This window comes from Sulfurihydrogenibium azorense Az-Fu1, assembly GCF_000021545.1.
Lineage (GTDB): Bacteria > Aquificota > Aquificia > Aquificales > Hydrogenothermaceae > Sulfurihydrogenibium > Sulfurihydrogenibium azorense.
This window is the reverse complement of the sequence record NC_012438.1, coordinates 1,597,230-1,612,159: the sequence shown is the minus strand read 5'-3', so window position 1 is coordinate 1,612,159 and position 14,930 is coordinate 1,597,230. Positions and strand designations below refer to the sequence as shown.

Here is a 14,930-nt window from a genome sequence, read left to right as displayed (position 1 = left end):
ATAAAAAACTTAAAAGGTGTTTATGAGAAAGTAAAATGATAACACTACACTGTAAACTAACTTTTGAAAACGAAAAAGACAAACAAACGTTGATAAACCTAATGAGAAAATTCTCTTCTTGCTTTAAATACTCATACAACAGACTACTTGAAGGACACTCAAGAAAAGACCTTAAAAAAGATTTACAAAAAATGTTTAACATAAACTCAAGATACGTAGACGATGCAATATTCAAAGCAAAGTGGCTAATAAACAGCTGTATAGAAAGAGAACAAAATCCTAAAAAAGTTATATTTGGAGGTAAAAGACTATTTCAACTCCTTAAAAACAAACACATAAACGGAAAAGATAGAGAAAAACTAAAACAAAAATGGCAAGATAGAAGAAAACACTGCCTATACTCAAGAGGAGATAAATCTAAAAAAGGAAACCTAAATACAAGAATAGAATTTGAGAAAGATAAAATAATATTAAGAATAAACACAGGAGAAAGAAACTGGATAAAAGCAAACATAAAAAGAGCAGTAAACAGACAAAACGATAAATGGACTAACTTCATAGCAGACCTAATACAAGCAAACCAAACAAACCAGTATTTCCCATACTCAGTAGAGATAAGAAAGATAAACAACGATTTCTACGCATTTATAAACTACGAAGAAATAAAGACAGAAGAACCAATAATAACAAAAGACAACGGAGTAATAGGGATAGACATAAACGCAAATCCATTTCACATAGCAATGGCTTTTGTAAAGAAAGATGGCAATTTAGAAAATATAGAGAAATTATATTTACACAATCTTTTAAACAAGACAAAAAACCAAAGAGAATACATATCTTGGCAAATAGCACACCAAATAACAGACATTGCTAAAGAAAAGAATAAGGCAATAGCAATAGAAAACTTAAAAGACATACCAAAAGGTAGTAAAGGAGATGGGAGTAAGAAACTGAGAAAAATAAAACAACAATGGATATACAAAGGCTTGTTAGACAAGATAAAAATACTTGCCAAAAGAAAGAGAATACAAGTAATACAAGTAAATCCAGCATACACATCTATTGTAGGGTCATTAAAGTATGCACCACAGTATAGTTTAGACAAAGATATAGCAGGAGCATTTGTAATAGGAAGAAAAGCATTAGGATTTAAAGAAAAACTACCTAAGAATTACGAAAAACTAATAACAGACAGAGAGTATTTAAACTTTGCACAAGATAGACTACAAGAAGAAAAACAAAAAACACAAGAGAAGTTAAAAACAGAAAACAATCAGTATAAAAGAAAACCAATAATAAAAAATATAAACGATTTAAGTAAACAGATAAGGATAATCCAAAGCCTTTACAGTGAGCCACAGACCCAAGATACTGTCAACCTAAGGAAGGAACAGATGAGGGGCTTGTATTGGACAAGCTATAAACTGTGGCAAGTTGTAAAGGTAGCCCTTACTATCCCTATTCTGGGTAAGTCTCTCAGCAGGGACTTATCACCCTTAAAGCCAATACTGGTAGAAGGGGATTGGGATAGGGTAGTAAATAAATCGTGTTTCAAAACCAAAGAGGCAATAGAAGATTTGAAACACGATTTAGGGATAGTTCCTACTTCTTGGGGTAGGGGCTATGATGCAAGCGAAATACCGCCAGCTGGGGATAGCTTGCATCTGAATAAGGCGGAATACAAATACCCCAGCCCAGAGTGTATGAATCTATAATACACTTTGGTTTACCAGGTAGGATTGAAAACGATTATATTCTTAGGACCACCAGGAGCTGGAAAAGGAACTCAATCTCAACTATTAAAGGAAAGAGATAACTTTGTTCAAATATCAACGGGAGACTTGCTACGGGAAGCGGTTAAAAGTCAAACGTCTTTAGGTATAAAAGCAAAACAGTTTATGGATGAAGGAAAGTTAGTTCCTGACGATTTAATAATAGATTTAATTTCAGAAAAACTCGAAGAGTTTAAAGATAAGAATATTATTTTTGATGGTTTTCCAAGAACAGTACCTCAAGCAGAAGCTTTAAAAACTTTATTAGATAAAAAAGATAGAAAAATTGACGCTGTTATTTTATTTGAAATAGACGATGAAGAAGTTGTAAAGAGGCTGTCAGGAAGAAGGATTTGTCCAAATTGTGGTGCAGTTTATCATATAATATTTAATCCACCTAAAAATGATAACCTTTGTGATAAATGCGGTACACCTTTAATTCAAAGAGATGATGATAAAGAAGAAGTTATAAGAAAAAGACTATCAGTTTACCATTCTCAAACAGCCCCTCTTATTGATTACTATAAAGATATACTTTTAAAAATAGACGCTACAAAACCACCAGAAGAAGTTTACAAAACTATAAAAAGTGTGTTATAATTAATATTTACCTATGATTGAGCTTAAATCTAAAGAAGATATTGAAAAGTTAAAGATAGCAAATAGGCACGTTATTGAGATTTTGTATTTGTTAAAAGAATACGTTAAGCCGGGTGTGTCTGCATACGAACTGGATCAGATGGCCTATGAAGAATGTAAGAAAAGAGGTGTTAAACCGGCTTTTTTAGGATTATATGGGTTTCCAGCTTCTTTATGTGTTTCAATAAACGAGGAAGTTGTACACGGAATTCCTAAGAAGGAGAAAGTTATAAAAGAAGGTGATATAGTAAGTTTAGATTTTGGAGTTGAATACGAAGGTTGGTTTGGAGACGCAGCTATTACGGTAGCCGTTGGAGAAGTAAGTGATAGGAAAAAAAGGCTTATAGAAGGTGTAGAAAAATCTTTAGAAGAAGCTATTAAGCTTTGTTATCCCGGTAGAAATTTGAAAGAGGTAGCTTACGTTATACAAAAGACTTTATTAGATTACAAACTTACACCGGTTTGTACTTATGGTGGACACGGAATAGGCAGAAAACCTCACGAACCACCACATGTTACAAACTGTGTTGAAAACGCAGAAAATGTAGTGCTAAAGGAAGGAATGGTGTTAGCTATAGAACCTATGGCATACTTAGGAAAAGGTAAAATAAGAGTTTTAAAAGATGGTTGGACGGTTGTAACTACAGATAAAAGTCATGCTGCACACTTTGAACATAGTGTTGCAGTTACGGAAAATGGTCCTATAGTTTTATCAAAATTAGATTAAGGTAGAGAAAGATGGCAAAAAAGAAAGACGAACCACAAAAAGAAAAAGGTATAGTTTTAGAGGGAACTGTTTTAGAAGCTCTACCTAACGCTATGTTTAAAGTTCAGCTTGAAACAGGGCATGAAGTTTTAGCTCATGTGTCTGGAAAAATGAGAATGCACTTTATAAAAATACTGCCTGGAGATAAGGTTAAGGTTGAGTTATCTCCTTACGATTTATCAAGAGGAAGAATTATTTTTAGAGTTTAATTAGGAGGAAAAAGAATGAAAGTAAGAGCCTCAGTAAAACCAAGATGTGAGAAGTGTAGAATAATAAGAAGAAACGGAAGAGTAATGGTAATATGTGAGAATCCGAAACATAAACAAAAACAAGGCTAAAAAGAGGTATAAAACGGTTAGCAAAAACTATTAAAAACTTTATAAGAATATTTTACGGAACAAAAGTTATTAAATAATAAAAACTTTAACTTGGTAAATGTAAGTGAATAAGGATAATACAAAGCCTTTACAGTGAGCCATAGACCCAAGAGCCTGTCAACCGATGGAAGGCACAGGTGAAGGGCTTGCGTTATGCAAGCTAGAAACTATGGCAAATTGTAAAGGTAGCCCTTGCTATACCTATTCTGGATAAGTCTATTAGCAGGGACTTATCACCCTTGAAGCCAATACTGGTAGATAGGGATTGGGATAGGGTAGCAGTAGGGTTAGTTCCTGTTTCTTGGGACAGGGACTATGATGCAAGCAAAATACCGCCTGCTGGGGATTGCTTGCATCTGAAAAAGGCGGAATAGAAATACCCCAGTCCAGAGTGTAGCTAACTTTATACACTTTGGTTAACCAGGCTGTAAAATATGGCACGTATTGCAGGTGTAGACTTACCCGATAGAAAAAGATTGGAGATAGCTCTTACCTACATCTATGGTATAGGTAAGACTAGAGCAAAAGAGATATTGGAAAAAACAGGAATAGACGGAATGAAGAGAGTTGGAGAGTTAACTCCAGAAGAGCTTAATACAATAAGAAAGTTTATTGAGCAAAATTATAAAGTGGAAGGTGACCTCAGAAGAGAAGTTGCTGTTGCTATCAAAAGATTGGTTGATATGGGTTGTTACAGAGGTGTAAGACATAGACTTGGTCTTCCAGTGAGAGGTCAAAGAACAAAAACAAATGCAAAAACGAGAAGAGGAAAAAGAAAAAAGTAATTTAAATAAGAATGAGGTGTAAAAAATGGCAAAAAAAAGAAAATCTACTACTAAAAAAGTAAAAAGGACAGTAACTTCAGGAATAGCCCATATACAATCAACATTCAATAATACTATAGTTACTATAACTGACAAAGAAGGAAACACCCTTTCATGGGCATCTGGAGGAACAGTAGGATTTAAAGGAACAAGAAAAAATACTCCTTACGCAGCACAACTTGCTGCTCAAAAAGCTGCTAAAAAAGCTATGGATGAGTATGGATTGAAAGAGGTTGAAGTTTGGGTAAAAGGACCTGGAGCTGGTAGAGAACCAGCAATAAGAACATTAGCAGCTTCAGGTTTAACTATTACAGCTATAAGAGATGTTACACCTATACCTCATAACGGTTGTCGTCCACCAAGTAAAAGGAGGGTTTAACAGATGGGTAGATATATAGGACCTTTAACAAAAGTAAGTAGGAGATTAGGCGTATTTATAGGTGGTGATTTAGAGTCTTTTCAAAAGAGAAATTTTCCACCGGGACAACACGGAAGAACTCAAGGTAGAAAAAAACTATCCGATTATGGAGTTAGATTACAAGAAAAACAAAAGTTAAAGTTCTTATATGGCGGTTTAAGAGAGAGTCAATTCAGAAGATACTTCGAAGAAGCATCTAAAAAAGCAGGTAACACAGGTGTAGTTTTACTACAGTTACTAGAAAGAAGATTAGATAATGTGGTATACAGATTAGGTTTTGCAAAAACAAGACAGCAGGCAAGGCAGCTTGTAAAACATGGCCATTTTACAGTAAACGGTAAAAAAGTTGATATACCATCATACAGGGTAGATGCAGGTGATATTATAGAAGTTAGAGAAAAAAGTAAAAAGTTGGCTATTTTCAAAGAAAATTTAGAAAATAGAGATCCAAGATCTATACCAAAGTGGCTCGAATTAGACAAAGAAAATATGAGAGGAAAGGTTGTCGAAATCCCAGAAGAGATAGAGTTAGAAATCCCTGTAAATGTTCAGTATATAATTGAGTTCTACTCTATGTAATAAAACCTCAAGTGCTCCAAAACCGCCTGCCGGGGCAAGGAGCACTTTTATTTAAAGGCGGTAATAAATACCCCGGTACCGGAAAAAATCCGGTAAGGAGTGGTAAAGATGCCATCTTTGTTAGATTTTGTAATGCCTTCAAAAATATATTGGGATGAGTCAACAAAAACAGAAAATTTTGGTAAGTTATACGTAGAGCCTTTAGAGAGAGGGTATGGTATAACACTTGGTAATGCTTTGAGAAGAGTTTTACTTTCATCGTTACCAAGTGGTGCTATTACAGCTGTTAAAATAGTAGGAGTGCCTCACGAGTTTACAACAGTAAAAGGTGTAATAGAAGATGTAAGTGAAATTATCTTAAATTTAAAACAAATTAGGTTAAAGATAGATGAAAATATAGAAAGAGATTTTGCTATATTAGAAGTTGAAGGCCCTGGTAAAGTTTTTGCAAAAGACATTAAAGCTCCACCAGGAATAGAGATTGTAAATCCTGATGAGTACATATGTACTCTTTCTGAAAATGTAAAACTTCAAATGGAATTTAGAATAGAAAGAGGAAGAGGGTATAAAACAGTAGAGGAATTAGAAGATATAAATGAGATTGGTTGGATATTAATAGACACGTCTTTTTCTCCAATAAAAAGATGTACTTTCTTTGTAGAACCTGTTAGAGTTGGAGATAAAACAGATTATGACAGGCTTATACTTGAGATTGAAACAGATGGAACTATTACTCCAGATGAAGCTCTCGAAAAGTCTGCAAACATACTAATAGAACACTTTACACTCCTTCAAAAGCCTACAGTAAGGAAGGCACAGGTTATTAAGAAAACTGTTGCACCAAAAACAGAAGAGTTAAAAATAGAAGAAGACAAGTTGTCCTTAGCAATTGATGAGCTTGAAATATCTTCAAGAGCTATAAACACATTAAGAAAACTAGGAATAAACACAATTGGAGATTTAGTAAAACTATCGGAAGATGATTTAAAAGAAGCTAAAAGTATTGGAAGAAAATCTTTAAAAGAGATAAAAGATGCGTTGGCAGATATGGGTTTAGAGCTTGCACCATCTAAATCAACAACAGAGTAATTAAAGGAGGAATAAAAGATGCGTCATAGAGTTAAAACTAAAAGTTTTCACAGAAGAAAAGAACAGAGGGAAGCTCTGTTTATAAATTTAGCAAAAGCCCTTATATTAAACGGTAGAATAACAACCACTTTACCAAAGGCAAAGGCTTTAAGGTCTTTTGTTGAAAAGTTAGTAACTTTAGCAAAAGAAGATTCTATACACGCAAAAAGATTGCTTTCTCAAAGGTTAAAAGACCAAAAAGTTGCAAGAAAGTTATACAGTGAAATAGCACCGTTATTTAAAGAAAGAAACGGTGGATACACGAGAATATACAAGTTAGAAAAAAGAAGAATAGGTGATGGTGGCGAGCAAGCTATTATAGAATTTGTAGAATATCCTGAACAAGGATAATGTTTATCCTATCAAACTTCCTTTTGGCAGTGTCCTACACTTTGGACATTGCCCTTGAAATCTATAAATGGATAGTTATAATCTCGGCGTTAGTATCTTTCGTTAATCCAGACCCTTACAACCCGGTAATCAAGTTTTTAAGAGCTTCTACAGAACCTGTTTATAGATTTATTAGAAGATACATTCCTACCGTTGTTTACAACGTAGATTTTGCCCCTTTTATTGTTATCCTAATAATAATATTTCTTCAAAAGTTCTTAGTCCCAACTTTACAACAACTTGCATACCGTCTAAGTTAATCTTATATTTTTTTTCTATGATTGACTTGAAATCCAGTTTAGCTTTAGAGAGGTTTTTACTTTCAAAACCTATCGGTAAAGATATTCCTCTTACTGTAGGGGAGACTGTAAAAGCAAAAGTTGTTGATATTTTGTCGTCAGGAGCTGTAGTTTTAAGTTTAAAGGATAGTTATCTTACGGTCAACTCCAAAGTAAACCTTGAAAAAGGTCATGAACTGCTTTTAAAAGTTCTTCCACCAAAAGATAATAAATTACAGCTTGAGTTAATCTCTTTAAACGGAAAGCCTTTAAAAACCCCTGAAGTTAAAATTGATGCTTTTTATTCTGATTTAATAGAAAACTTTGAAACACTTAAAAATCTACCTGAAGAGCTTAAAACCCAAATAGTGAAAAACTTGTTAGAAAGTTCTCAAATCTCTATTGAAAACTCAAAATTTGATAAAACGCCAGAGATAAACACAGCTTTCGTAAAAAATTCCATAGAAAACTCAGGGACATTTTACGAAAACAAGGTTTATAACTTTTTTAAGGTTATAACTGATTTACAAGAAAACATAAAAGAAGAATCCTTAAAATCAATTTTAAAAGACTTAAACACTCAAAACTACAAGGAAAAGATAAATGAGTTAAAAGAGAAAATAGAAGATAACGCTACTTTACACAAATTACAGCAGTTAGAAAATGTTATAGACTCTATAAAAGAAGACTTAAAGTTTACAACCCAAGACCCTAAAACGTTAGAAGCTGTAAAAAATCTTCAGATTGCATCATTTCTTGGTAATGCTGTTTACGGTATTTTTAACTTTAACTTACCAAATGTAAAATTTGGATACTTTGAGATAAAAAAGTCTAAAGTCAACGATGAAGATGTCTTTTACTTTAAAGGGAGTCTTGACTTTGATGATGGAAAAGTTGATTTTTTAGTGGCAAGGTTTAAAGATGGCTACTTTATCTCAATAAGACCAGAGAATGAGGAATTAAAAGAAAAATTAAAAATTTATAAAAACGATCTTTTTAAATCTTTAAATCAGCAAGGAGTAAAGGTAGTTAGTTTCGATGTCTACTGAGGATAAAAAAGCAGTAGCTTTAAAGTATGAGAGATATAAAGATACAGCTCCAAAAGTTGTTGCAAAAGGAAAAGGAGAAATTGCACAAAAGATAATAGAAGTTGCAAGGCAGTATGGGGTTTATATAAAAGAGGATAAAGATTTAGTAGAGGTCTTGTCTGGTTTAGATTTGTATCAGGAGATACCAGAAGACCTCTACAAAGTAGTAGCAGAATTGCTGGCTTTTATTTACAAAACTAAACAGAAACGTTAAACTCTCTTAGAGCTTCATTTAAGGAAGTCTTTTTATCTGTTGACTCTTTTCTCTTTCCAATTATTAATGCACACTGAACTCCGTACTCTCCAGCTGGAAATTTTTTAGTTATAGTACCCGGGACAACTACACTTCTTGCAGGGACTCTACCTCTATACTCTATAGGTTCATCTCCAGATACGTCTATTATCCTTGTAGATGCAGTTATAACAACGTTTGCACCTAAGACTGCCTCCTCTTCTACTATTACACCTTCAACGATGATACATCTTGAACCTATAAAACAGTTGTCTTCTATAATAACAGGTCTTGCAGAAGGAGGCTCTAAAACTCCACCAAGTCCTACACCACCTGACAAGTGAACATTTTTACCAACTTGAGCGCAAGACCCAACAGTAGCCCACGTATCAACCATAGTTCCGCTTCCAACGTACGCACCTATATTTACATAAGAAGGCATAAGTATGGCTCCCGGCTCTATATAACTTCCATACCTTGCAGTAGCCGGAGGAACAACTCTAACTCCCCTTTCTTTCCAGTTTTTCTTTAAAGGTATCTTATCATAATATTCAAAAGGTCCAACTTCCATAACCTGCATATCTTGGATAGGAAAGTAAAGGAGTATAGCCTGCTTTACCCACTCGTTTACAATCCACTCACCGTTTACCTTTTCAGCAACCCTTATCTTCCCTTTATCAAGAAGGTCTATAGTCTCCCTTACAGCTTCTTTATACTTGTTATCTTTTAATAAATCTCTATTATCCCAAGCTTCAACTATAAGTTTTTTTAGTTCTTCCAAGGTTTTCCTCCTGAAAATTTTTGATAAATTATATCAAAATTTAAGTTATAATTATAAACAAAACATTAAGAGGTGTGGAAGTTGGAAAGTTTATTAAAGATATATCTAAATCCAAAAGAAAATTTGAAACAAATTAAAGAAAAGCCACTGTCTTACAGTAGTTTAATCCTACTATTAATACCTTTCTCTCTTTTTCCTGTTATAGGTTATTTAATAGGTTTTACGGTTTTAAGGTCTAATTACATATCTTCCATAAATCAATTTATAGACCTGTTAAAAGCTGACCCAAAAGCAGACCCTTCCACTATTGAGTACATGAATAAAATTTTAAATATGCTACAATCTTCTGATTACTCAAAGATGTTTATATTTTTAGGGATAGTGTGGTTATTTGAGATTTTTAAGCCGGTCTTTTTATCCGCATTAGTTTTTTTCTTTGGTAAATCTTTTGGAGGAGAAGAGGATCCTTTGAAGGTTTTTAACCTTGTAGGTGTATCTATCATTCCAGTTTGGGTTGCCGGGTTAAGTTATATGGTAAACTCTCCTGTTAACGCTTTTTTAATGTTTTTATCAAGTTTTTATATGTTCTATCTTATATTTATTGGTTCAGAGAAGGTTTTAAATGTACCTTCTGAAAACTCAAAGAATTTCCAGTTTATAATCGTGATAGTTATCTTTTACGTGATTTTAAGTGGAATAATAGGTATGCTCCAAACTAACTTAATCAAGAGTCTGCTTTAGATGTTAAAGGACTATAAAATAATCATTATTTTTTCTGTTTCTTTCGGAATTTTATACGTTGTACGTGTTTTAATAATTGAATTTCTTAAGAAATTAGCTAAAAAGACTACAACAAAGTTAGATGATGTTATTTATAAAGCAATCAAACTACCATCTCTACTTTGGATAGTTATAATATCAGTACATGTAACGTTGACCTTTTTAGATATTCCAGAGAAACATTACCATCTCTTAACAAAAATGATAAATACTTTACTTATTTTATCAATAACAATATTTTTAGCACATTTATCTACAAAAGCATTAAAAGTTTATCTAGAAGAAAAGAGCTTACCTACAGCCGGAGCTTCCTTAATATTTATCTTGATAAATACCATTATATATACTGTAGGTGTTTTAATTATTCTGTCTAATTTAAACATATCTATAACTCCTATAATAACTACATTGGGAGTTGGTGGTTTGGCTGTAGGTTTGGCTTTGAAGGACACTCTCTCAAACATATTTTCAGGTTTGTACATTCTCCTTGAAAAAAGAATAAATATAGGGGATTTAATAGAACTTGAAAACGGGAGAAGAGGTTATGTAGTAAACATAAACTGGAGAACAACTACTTTAAAAACTTTAACAAACGATACAGTAATAATCCCAAATGAGAAGCTGGCTCAAAGTATAGTCCTAAACTACGCAAAACCTGTAAATATAACAAAGATATCTATTGAAATTCCAGTTTCTTACAACACAGACATAGATAAATTAGAAAAAGTTGTGTTAGATGAAGTTGAAAAGTATTCAAAAGAGGATGATAGATTACTTTTAGACCCTAAACCAGCCTTTAGGTTTATTCCCGGTTTTGGAGACAGCTCCCTAAACTTTACTTTGTATGTATCTGTTTCTGACTATGAAAGTGGTTTTGCAGTCCAAAGTGAGCTTAGAAAGAGGATATTTAAAAGGTTAAAAGCTGAAAATATAGAAATACCTTATCCACAACTTGATGTTCATCTAAAGAGGCAGTAAAAATGAAAGTAATAGGACTTACAGGTGGTATTGCTACAGGTAAATCTACAGCTGAGAAGATACTACAGGACCTTGGATGTTTTGTTATAGATGCTGATAAGGTCGTTCACTCTCTCTACGAAGATAAAAAGGTTTTAGAAGAGGTGAAAAATCACTTTCCTGAGGCTTTTGAAGAAGATAAGTTAGATAAAAAGAAGCTGGCTAACATAATATTTAGTAATCCTGAAAAAAGGAAAATCCTTGAAAGTATAATACATCCAAAGGTAGATCAAAGGATAAAAGAATGGTTAAAAGAAGTTAAAGAAAAAAATCCAGATGCTATAGCTATAGTGTCTGTTCCTTTGATGATTGAAACTGGTAGTTATAAAAATTATGAAAAAGTAATCCTTATATACGCTCCAAAGGAACTCCAACTTGAAAGATTACTGAAAAAAGGCTTTACTAAAGAAGAAGCTCTAAGTAGAATAAACGCTCAGATGGATATAGAAGAAAAGAAAGAGTACGCAACTTACATTGTAGAAAACACAGGGTCGATAGAAGAATTTAAAAAAAAGTTAGAAGACCTGTATAAAAAACTGCTTAAAGATTGTTAAGGAGGTGTAATGAAGGCGGTTTTCTTAGACAGAGACGGAGTTATTAATGTAGATAAAGGCTATGTCCATAAAATTGAAGATTTTGAGTTTTATCCTAACGTTTTTGAAGCTTTAAAAAAACTCCAAGATAATGGCTTTAAGCTTTTTATTGTAACAAATCAATCTGGAATAGCTGTTGGTTATTACACAGAAGAAGACTTTTTAAAACTCACAGACTACATGCTTAAAGAGTTTGAAAAACATGGAATAAAAATAGAAAAAGTTTACTACTGTCCGCACCATGAAAACGGTACTGTTGAAAAGTACTCTATTAAATGTGATTGTAGAAAGCCAGAAAGTGGTATGATAAGACAAGCTATAAAAGAGTTTAGTGTTGACCCTTCTAAATCATTTTTAATAGGAGATAAGGAAAACGATATTTTAGCAGCTCACAAAGAAGGAATAAAGGCTGCATTGGTAAAAACTGGACAAGGTTTAAAGTATATAGAAAACACTACAGCTGATTTTATAGGAGAAGATATTTTAGATGTGGTAGAGAACTTTATATTAAAACATTAGAAAGCGGAGAGGGCGGGATTCGAACCCGCGGTGCAGGTTTTACCCCGCACAACTTCTTAGCAGGAAGCCGCTTTCGACCACTCAGCCACCTCTCCATGAGAGAGAATATATTATATTACTACATTAGAGAATTTGCAAGATAAAAAATACCTTTCATTGGAAGTTTAGGCTCAAAAATAAATTTTCTTTTCAAGTTTATTGCTATGATATCAGCATTTCCTCCAGTTAGTACAATATTAAACTTTTCTTTATAACTTTCTTCAACCTTTTTAATTATTCCTTCTACCAAGGAAAGATAACCGTAGTATATTCCAGATTGTATACTTTTTACTGTGTTTTTACCTACTATATAATCTGGCTTTTCTAAGCTAACTTTGGGAAGTTTTGCTGTTTTTGAGAACAGACATTTTAAAGATGTCTCCATCCCAGGAAATATTAATCCGCCTTCATACTCACCTTTTTTACTTACTACATCAAAGGTGATGGCCGTACCAAAATCTATACAGAGTATGGGAGGTTTTGTAATGTGAAAAGATGCATAACTGTTTAACAGTCTATCTACACCTACTTGGGATGGGTCATCGTAGTTTACCTTTATTGGGATATTTAAATCTCTGCCAATAAATAAAGGGCTTTTGTTAAAATATTTAAGTATAGCAACCCTGATTTTTGTCTCTATATGAGGTACTACAGATGATATGAGTATGTTTTTTATACTTTTTAAATCAACTGAAAAGTATTTAATGAAAAAATCTACATTTAAAATCCAGTCATCAGGGGTTTTATCTAAGTCTGTGGAAAACTTCATACTGTGTATTTCATCTAAGCTTTCAATAAGTCCAAATTCTACTGTCGTATTACCTATATCAATTCCTAGTATCAACTTTCTGCTTTACCTTTAAAAACTAAATTTTTATATTTGAAAAAGTAATCTACTATAGATTTATACAGAACTTTTGCTAAGTTGTCTAAAAACTTATCATTTGCTAAGAGTTTTGCATCTTTTTCATTTGTTATAAAAGCAGTCTCTACTAACACTGCCGGGATGGAAGGAGTTTTTAAAACTGCAAAGTTAGCTGATTCTATTCTTTTAAACTCTGTATCAGGTAGTAGGTTTTTAGCGTTTACTTCAATAAATTTTGCAAAGTTTAAACCTTCTGTCATCGTATGGCTAATAGCCATATCCGCAACTATTTTATTTACATTTGGATTTGTACTAACTTTTACTACATTTAAAACTGTTTTGTTCTCTCTTTCTTCTACCATCTTTGCAAGTTTAGAGGTAGCACCTTTTAAATTTAGTGTATATACGTAAGTTCCAGAGAGGTTAGGATTCTCAGAAGCGTTAGTATGTATACTTATAAAAAGGTCGGCCTTTTTCTCTAAAGCTATTAAAGTCCTATCGTATAAAGGTACAAAGTAATCGTCATCTCTAGTAAGATAAACTTTAAACCTGCCGTCTTTTTCAAGGTAATTCTTAAGCTTTAAAGCTACCTTTAAGTTTATATCTTTTTCTTTCAGGCCATTTGCCATAGCTCCCGGATCGTGTCCTCCATGTCCCGGGTCTATTACTATAACCTTCTTTTTACCAGAAAAGTTTTTAGGAACTTCTATTTCAAAAGATGATAGTGATGTATTTTTCGTTTGATTTTCTAAATTTTTTAAGATTGTATCAAGTACATCAGCTTGATAATCTTTTTTTTCCGTTTTTTGAATCTGATTTTTTACTGTAGATACTTTCATTATATCAATAACAAACCTGTCGGGATTTGATAGAGAAAAATATTTATAAGACAAACCTTCTTGAAGTGTAATGTAAATTAAAGAAGAGTTTTTCTCTTCGTTTGTATAGATTTCAATTTCTTTTATTGACGAGTTGTTTAATTTAAAATTTGAATTTTTATACTTTTCCGAAACTTTTAGTATTAGATTATTAGACACAGTTACAATATCAGCATTTTTAACTCCATCTAAGACTATTCTTACTTTGTCTTCATACTCTCCAGTTCTGATTTCAAATCCAAAAGAAAAACTTATAATGAAGATTAACAACATTAACAAAAATCTAACCATTTTATACCCCTTTATTACTTTTCGGTAAATTTTTTTAAATGTTTAATCATGATAAAGAGGTTCGATAAAAAATGGGTTTTCTTCTTTTTTATTTTCTAAACAGTAAAAACCACCTTCTATACATAAAGAGGTAAGAAGTTTTACAGAACCTTTTAAATCCAGATTTTTAGTTATAACGAAGGTATTCTCTAAAGTCTGAATATACTCTTTAAAGTCTTCAAAGGTTTTTATGTTGTATCCTTCTTCGCCTTTTAATTTATAAGCAACCCTTGATTTTCCAATGTTTATAGCTGCTATAACGTTTCCACAAAAATGTCTGTATTTATGTATCATAACGTCTAAGGTCTTATATGTATACATTGGGATATTCAAACTGTAAGAAATTGTCTTGGCTGTAATAACTCCTACTCTAAGTCCTGTGTTAGAGCCTAAACCTATGTTAACAATTACTCCCTTTATATTTTGTTTTTCTATTTGAAGGGTTTTAAATAGATTGTCTATCTCTATTATCAGAATCTCAGAAAATGGTTTAGGTTTTAGGTAATCTACATAACCGTAAACTTTTTCTTCGTCAATAACCGCAATTCCAAAGTTATCTGAAAAAGTATCTATACTTAAATACAATATCAACCCTTTTAAAGTTTTTAAAAATTATACCGAAAATTTATTAAAC

22 protein-coding genes and 1 tRNA gene are annotated in these 14,930 nt (G+C 32.5%); 18 read left to right on the top strand and 5 right to left on the bottom strand.

The features are described from left to right. The first annotated feature begins 35 nt into the window (after positions 1 to 35). The 14 genes from SULAZ_RS08470 (at position 36) to SULAZ_RS08410 (ending at position 8,476) form a co-directional block, all read left to right on the top strand. Positions 36 to 1,718 carry an IS200/IS605 family accessory protein TnpB-related protein gene (locus tag SULAZ_RS08470; RefSeq protein WP_012673985.1) on the top strand — a complete coding sequence of 561 codons (1,683 nt, stop codon included), beginning with the start codon at positions 36 to 38 and terminating at the stop codon, positions 1,716 to 1,718. A gap of 24 nt (positions 1,719 to 1,742) precedes the next feature. After that, on the top strand, positions 1,743 to 2,375 hold the full coding sequence (locus tag SULAZ_RS08465; protein WP_049751992.1) for an adenylate kinase: 633 nt from the start codon (positions 1,743 to 1,745) through the stop codon (positions 2,373 to 2,375). A gap of 13 nt (positions 2,376 to 2,388) precedes the next feature. Then, positions 2,389 to 3,141: a type I methionyl aminopeptidase gene (gene map, locus SULAZ_RS08460; RefSeq protein ID WP_012674974.1), complete on the top strand. Its 753-nt coding sequence runs from the start codon at positions 2,389 to 2,391 to the stop codon at positions 3,139 to 3,141. Between the two features lie 11 nt (positions 3,142 to 3,152). Next, positions 3,153 to 3,389, top strand: coding sequence for a translation initiation factor IF-1 (infA, locus tag SULAZ_RS08455; RefSeq protein WP_012674951.1), 237 nt, complete (start codon positions 3,153 to 3,155; stop codon positions 3,387 to 3,389). 15 nt (positions 3,390 to 3,404) lie between these two features. Beyond that, positions 3,405 to 3,518: a 50S ribosomal protein L36 gene (gene rpmJ / locus SULAZ_RS08450; protein WP_012674268.1), complete on the top strand. Its 114-nt coding sequence runs from the start codon at positions 3,405 to 3,407 to the stop codon at positions 3,516 to 3,518. A gap of 278 nt (positions 3,519 to 3,796) precedes the next feature. After that, a complete protein-coding gene (locus SULAZ_RS09215) occupies positions 3,797 to 3,931 on the top strand; it encodes a hypothetical protein (protein WP_012674739.1) in 135 nt (44 codons plus the stop codon). Between the two features lie 60 nt (positions 3,932 to 3,991). Next, a complete protein-coding gene (gene rpsM / locus SULAZ_RS08445; protein WP_012674781.1) occupies positions 3,992 to 4,342 on the top strand; it encodes a 30S ribosomal protein S13 in 351 nt (116 codons plus the stop codon). Positions 4,343 to 4,367: 25 nt separating this feature from the next. Continuing rightward, entirely contained in the window at positions 4,368 to 4,760 is a 393-nt protein-coding gene (rpsK, locus tag SULAZ_RS08440) for a 30S ribosomal protein S11 (protein WP_012673840.1), read from the top strand. A gap of 3 nt (positions 4,761 to 4,763) precedes the next feature. Then, positions 4,764 to 5,378, top strand: a complete 615-nt coding sequence (gene rpsD / locus SULAZ_RS08435) for a 30S ribosomal protein S4 (RefSeq protein WP_012674566.1) — start codon at positions 4,764 to 4,766, stop codon at positions 5,376 to 5,378. Between the two features lie 108 nt (positions 5,379 to 5,486). Further along, positions 5,487 to 6,467 carry a DNA-directed RNA polymerase subunit alpha gene (locus SULAZ_RS08430; RefSeq protein ID WP_012675049.1) on the top strand — a complete coding sequence of 327 codons (981 nt, stop codon included), beginning with the start codon at positions 5,487 to 5,489 and terminating at the stop codon, positions 6,465 to 6,467. An 18-nt stretch (positions 6,468 to 6,485) separates the two neighbouring features. Beyond that, complete coding sequence (gene rplQ, locus SULAZ_RS08425; RefSeq protein ID WP_012674147.1) at positions 6,486 to 6,857, top strand: 50S ribosomal protein L17; 372 nt, start codon at positions 6,486 to 6,488, stop codon at positions 6,855 to 6,857. Further along, the gene (locus SULAZ_RS08420; protein ID WP_012674413.1) at positions 6,857 to 7,156 is read left to right on the top strand and encodes a YggT family protein; all 300 of its coding nucleotides are present in this window, start codon (positions 6,857 to 6,859) and stop codon (positions 7,154 to 7,156) included. The genes rplQ and SULAZ_RS08420 overlap by 1 nt, the downstream gene beginning before the upstream one ends. Positions 7,157 to 7,173: 17 nt before the next feature. Beyond that, positions 7,174 to 8,223, top strand: coding sequence for a hypothetical protein (locus tag SULAZ_RS08415; protein ID WP_041675907.1), 1,050 nt, complete (start codon positions 7,174 to 7,176; stop codon positions 8,221 to 8,223). Continuing rightward, positions 8,213 to 8,476: an EscU/YscU/HrcU family type III secretion system export apparatus switch protein gene (locus SULAZ_RS08410; protein WP_012674575.1), complete on the top strand. Its 264-nt coding sequence runs from the start codon at positions 8,213 to 8,215 to the stop codon at positions 8,474 to 8,476. The genes SULAZ_RS08415 and SULAZ_RS08410 overlap by 11 nt, the downstream gene beginning before the upstream one ends. On the opposite strand, the gene SULAZ_RS08405 is transcribed toward SULAZ_RS08410, so the two are convergent. Continuing rightward, entirely contained in the window at positions 8,460 to 9,275 is an 816-nt protein-coding gene (locus SULAZ_RS08405; protein ID WP_012673431.1) for a 2,3,4,5-tetrahydropyridine-2,6-dicarboxylate N-succinyltransferase, read from the bottom strand. The two genes, SULAZ_RS08410 and SULAZ_RS08405, sit on opposite strands and share 17 nt — an antisense overlap. 81 nt (positions 9,276 to 9,356) lie before the next feature. On the opposite strand from SULAZ_RS08405, the gene SULAZ_RS08400 reads away from it, so the two are divergent. From SULAZ_RS08400 to gmhB, 4 genes are read left to right on the top strand one after another with little or no spacing between them, the layout of a single operon-like run. Next, positions 9,357 to 10,016 (top strand): YIP1 family protein, encoded by a 660-nt coding sequence (locus SULAZ_RS08400; RefSeq protein ID WP_012674906.1) that lies wholly within the window; start codon positions 9,357 to 9,359, stop codon positions 10,014 to 10,016. Next, positions 10,017 to 11,033, top strand: coding sequence for a mechanosensitive ion channel family protein (locus SULAZ_RS08395; protein WP_012674973.1), 1,017 nt, complete (start codon positions 10,017 to 10,019; stop codon positions 11,031 to 11,033). It begins immediately after the preceding gene. Positions 11,034 to 11,035: 2 nt separating this feature from the next. Further along, complete coding sequence (coaE, locus tag SULAZ_RS08390; RefSeq protein ID WP_012674424.1) at positions 11,036 to 11,626, top strand: dephospho-CoA kinase; 591 nt, start codon at positions 11,036 to 11,038, stop codon at positions 11,624 to 11,626. Positions 11,627 to 11,635: 9 nt separating this feature from the next. Next, positions 11,636 to 12,184 carry a D-glycero-beta-D-manno-heptose 1,7-bisphosphate 7-phosphatase gene (gene gmhB, locus SULAZ_RS08385; RefSeq protein WP_012674605.1) on the top strand — a complete coding sequence of 183 codons (549 nt, stop codon included), beginning with the start codon at positions 11,636 to 11,638 and terminating at the stop codon, positions 12,182 to 12,184. Between the two features lie 4 nt (positions 12,185 to 12,188). On the opposite strand, the gene SULAZ_RS08380 is transcribed toward gmhB, so the two are convergent. From SULAZ_RS08380 to tsaB, 4 genes are all read right to left on the bottom strand, one after another. Then, positions 12,189 to 12,279: transfer RNA gene (locus SULAZ_RS08380), tRNA-Ser, on the bottom strand. Positions 12,280 to 12,302: 23 nt separating this feature from the next. Next, positions 12,303 to 13,067 carry a type III pantothenate kinase gene (locus tag SULAZ_RS08375; RefSeq protein WP_012673979.1) on the bottom strand — a complete coding sequence of 255 codons (765 nt, stop codon included), beginning with the start codon at positions 13,065 to 13,067 and terminating at the stop codon, positions 12,303 to 12,305. Then, positions 13,064 to 14,257: an N-acetylmuramoyl-L-alanine amidase gene (locus SULAZ_RS08370; protein ID WP_012674313.1), complete on the bottom strand. Its 1,194-nt coding sequence runs from the start codon at positions 14,255 to 14,257 to the stop codon at positions 13,064 to 13,066. The genes SULAZ_RS08375 and SULAZ_RS08370 overlap by 4 nt, the downstream gene beginning before the upstream one ends. A 42-nt stretch (positions 14,258 to 14,299) precedes the next feature. Further along, on the bottom strand, positions 14,300 to 14,887 hold the full coding sequence (gene tsaB / locus SULAZ_RS08365) for a tRNA (adenosine(37)-N6)-threonylcarbamoyltransferase complex dimerization subunit type 1 TsaB (RefSeq protein ID WP_228357446.1): 588 nt from the start codon (positions 14,885 to 14,887) through the stop codon (positions 14,300 to 14,302). Positions 14,888 to 14,930: the final 43 nt, after the last annotated feature.

Excerpts from the sequence above, each read along its gene's own strand:
- SULAZ_RS08470 (WP_012673985.1), top strand. The coding sequence starts at position 36 with ATGATAACACTACACTGTAAACTAACTTTTGAAAACGAAAAAGACAAA.
- map (WP_012674974.1), top strand. The coding sequence starts at position 2,389 with ATGATTGAGCTTAAATCTAAAGAAGATATTGAAAAGTTAAAGATAGCA.
- infA (WP_012674951.1), top strand. The coding sequence starts at position 3,153 with ATGGCAAAAAAGAAAGACGAACCACAAAAAGAAAAAGGTATAGTTTTA.
- rpmJ (WP_012674268.1), top strand. The coding sequence starts at position 3,405 with ATGAAAGTAAGAGCCTCAGTAAAACCAAGATGTGAGAAGTGTAGAATA.
- rpsM (WP_012674781.1), top strand. The coding sequence starts at position 3,992 with ATGGCACGTATTGCAGGTGTAGACTTACCCGATAGAAAAAGATTGGAG.
- rpsK (WP_012673840.1), top strand. The coding sequence starts at position 4,368 with ATGGCAAAAAAAAGAAAATCTACTACTAAAAAAGTAAAAAGGACAGTA.
- rpsD (WP_012674566.1), top strand. The coding sequence starts at position 4,764 with ATGGGTAGATATATAGGACCTTTAACAAAAGTAAGTAGGAGATTAGGC.
- SULAZ_RS08430 (WP_012675049.1), top strand. The coding sequence starts at position 5,487 with ATGCCATCTTTGTTAGATTTTGTAATGCCTTCAAAAATATATTGGGAT.
- rplQ (WP_012674147.1), top strand. The coding sequence starts at position 6,486 with ATGCGTCATAGAGTTAAAACTAAAAGTTTTCACAGAAGAAAAGAACAG.
- SULAZ_RS08420 (WP_012674413.1), top strand. The coding sequence starts at position 6,857 with ATGTTTATCCTATCAAACTTCCTTTTGGCAGTGTCCTACACTTTGGAC.
- SULAZ_RS08415 (WP_041675907.1), top strand. The coding sequence starts at position 7,174 with ATGATTGACTTGAAATCCAGTTTAGCTTTAGAGAGGTTTTTACTTTCA.
- SULAZ_RS08410 (WP_012674575.1), top strand. The coding sequence starts at position 8,213 with ATGTCTACTGAGGATAAAAAAGCAGTAGCTTTAAAGTATGAGAGATAT.
- SULAZ_RS08395 (WP_012674973.1), top strand. The coding sequence starts at position 10,017 with ATGTTAAAGGACTATAAAATAATCATTATTTTTTCTGTTTCTTTCGGA.
- coaE (WP_012674424.1), top strand. The coding sequence starts at position 11,036 with ATGAAAGTAATAGGACTTACAGGTGGTATTGCTACAGGTAAATCTACA.
- gmhB (WP_012674605.1), top strand. The coding sequence starts at position 11,636 with ATGAAGGCGGTTTTCTTAGACAGAGACGGAGTTATTAATGTAGATAAA.
- SULAZ_RS08370 (WP_012674313.1), bottom strand. The coding sequence starts at position 14,257 with ATGGTTAGATTTTTGTTAATGTTGTTAATCTTCATTATAAGTTTTTCT.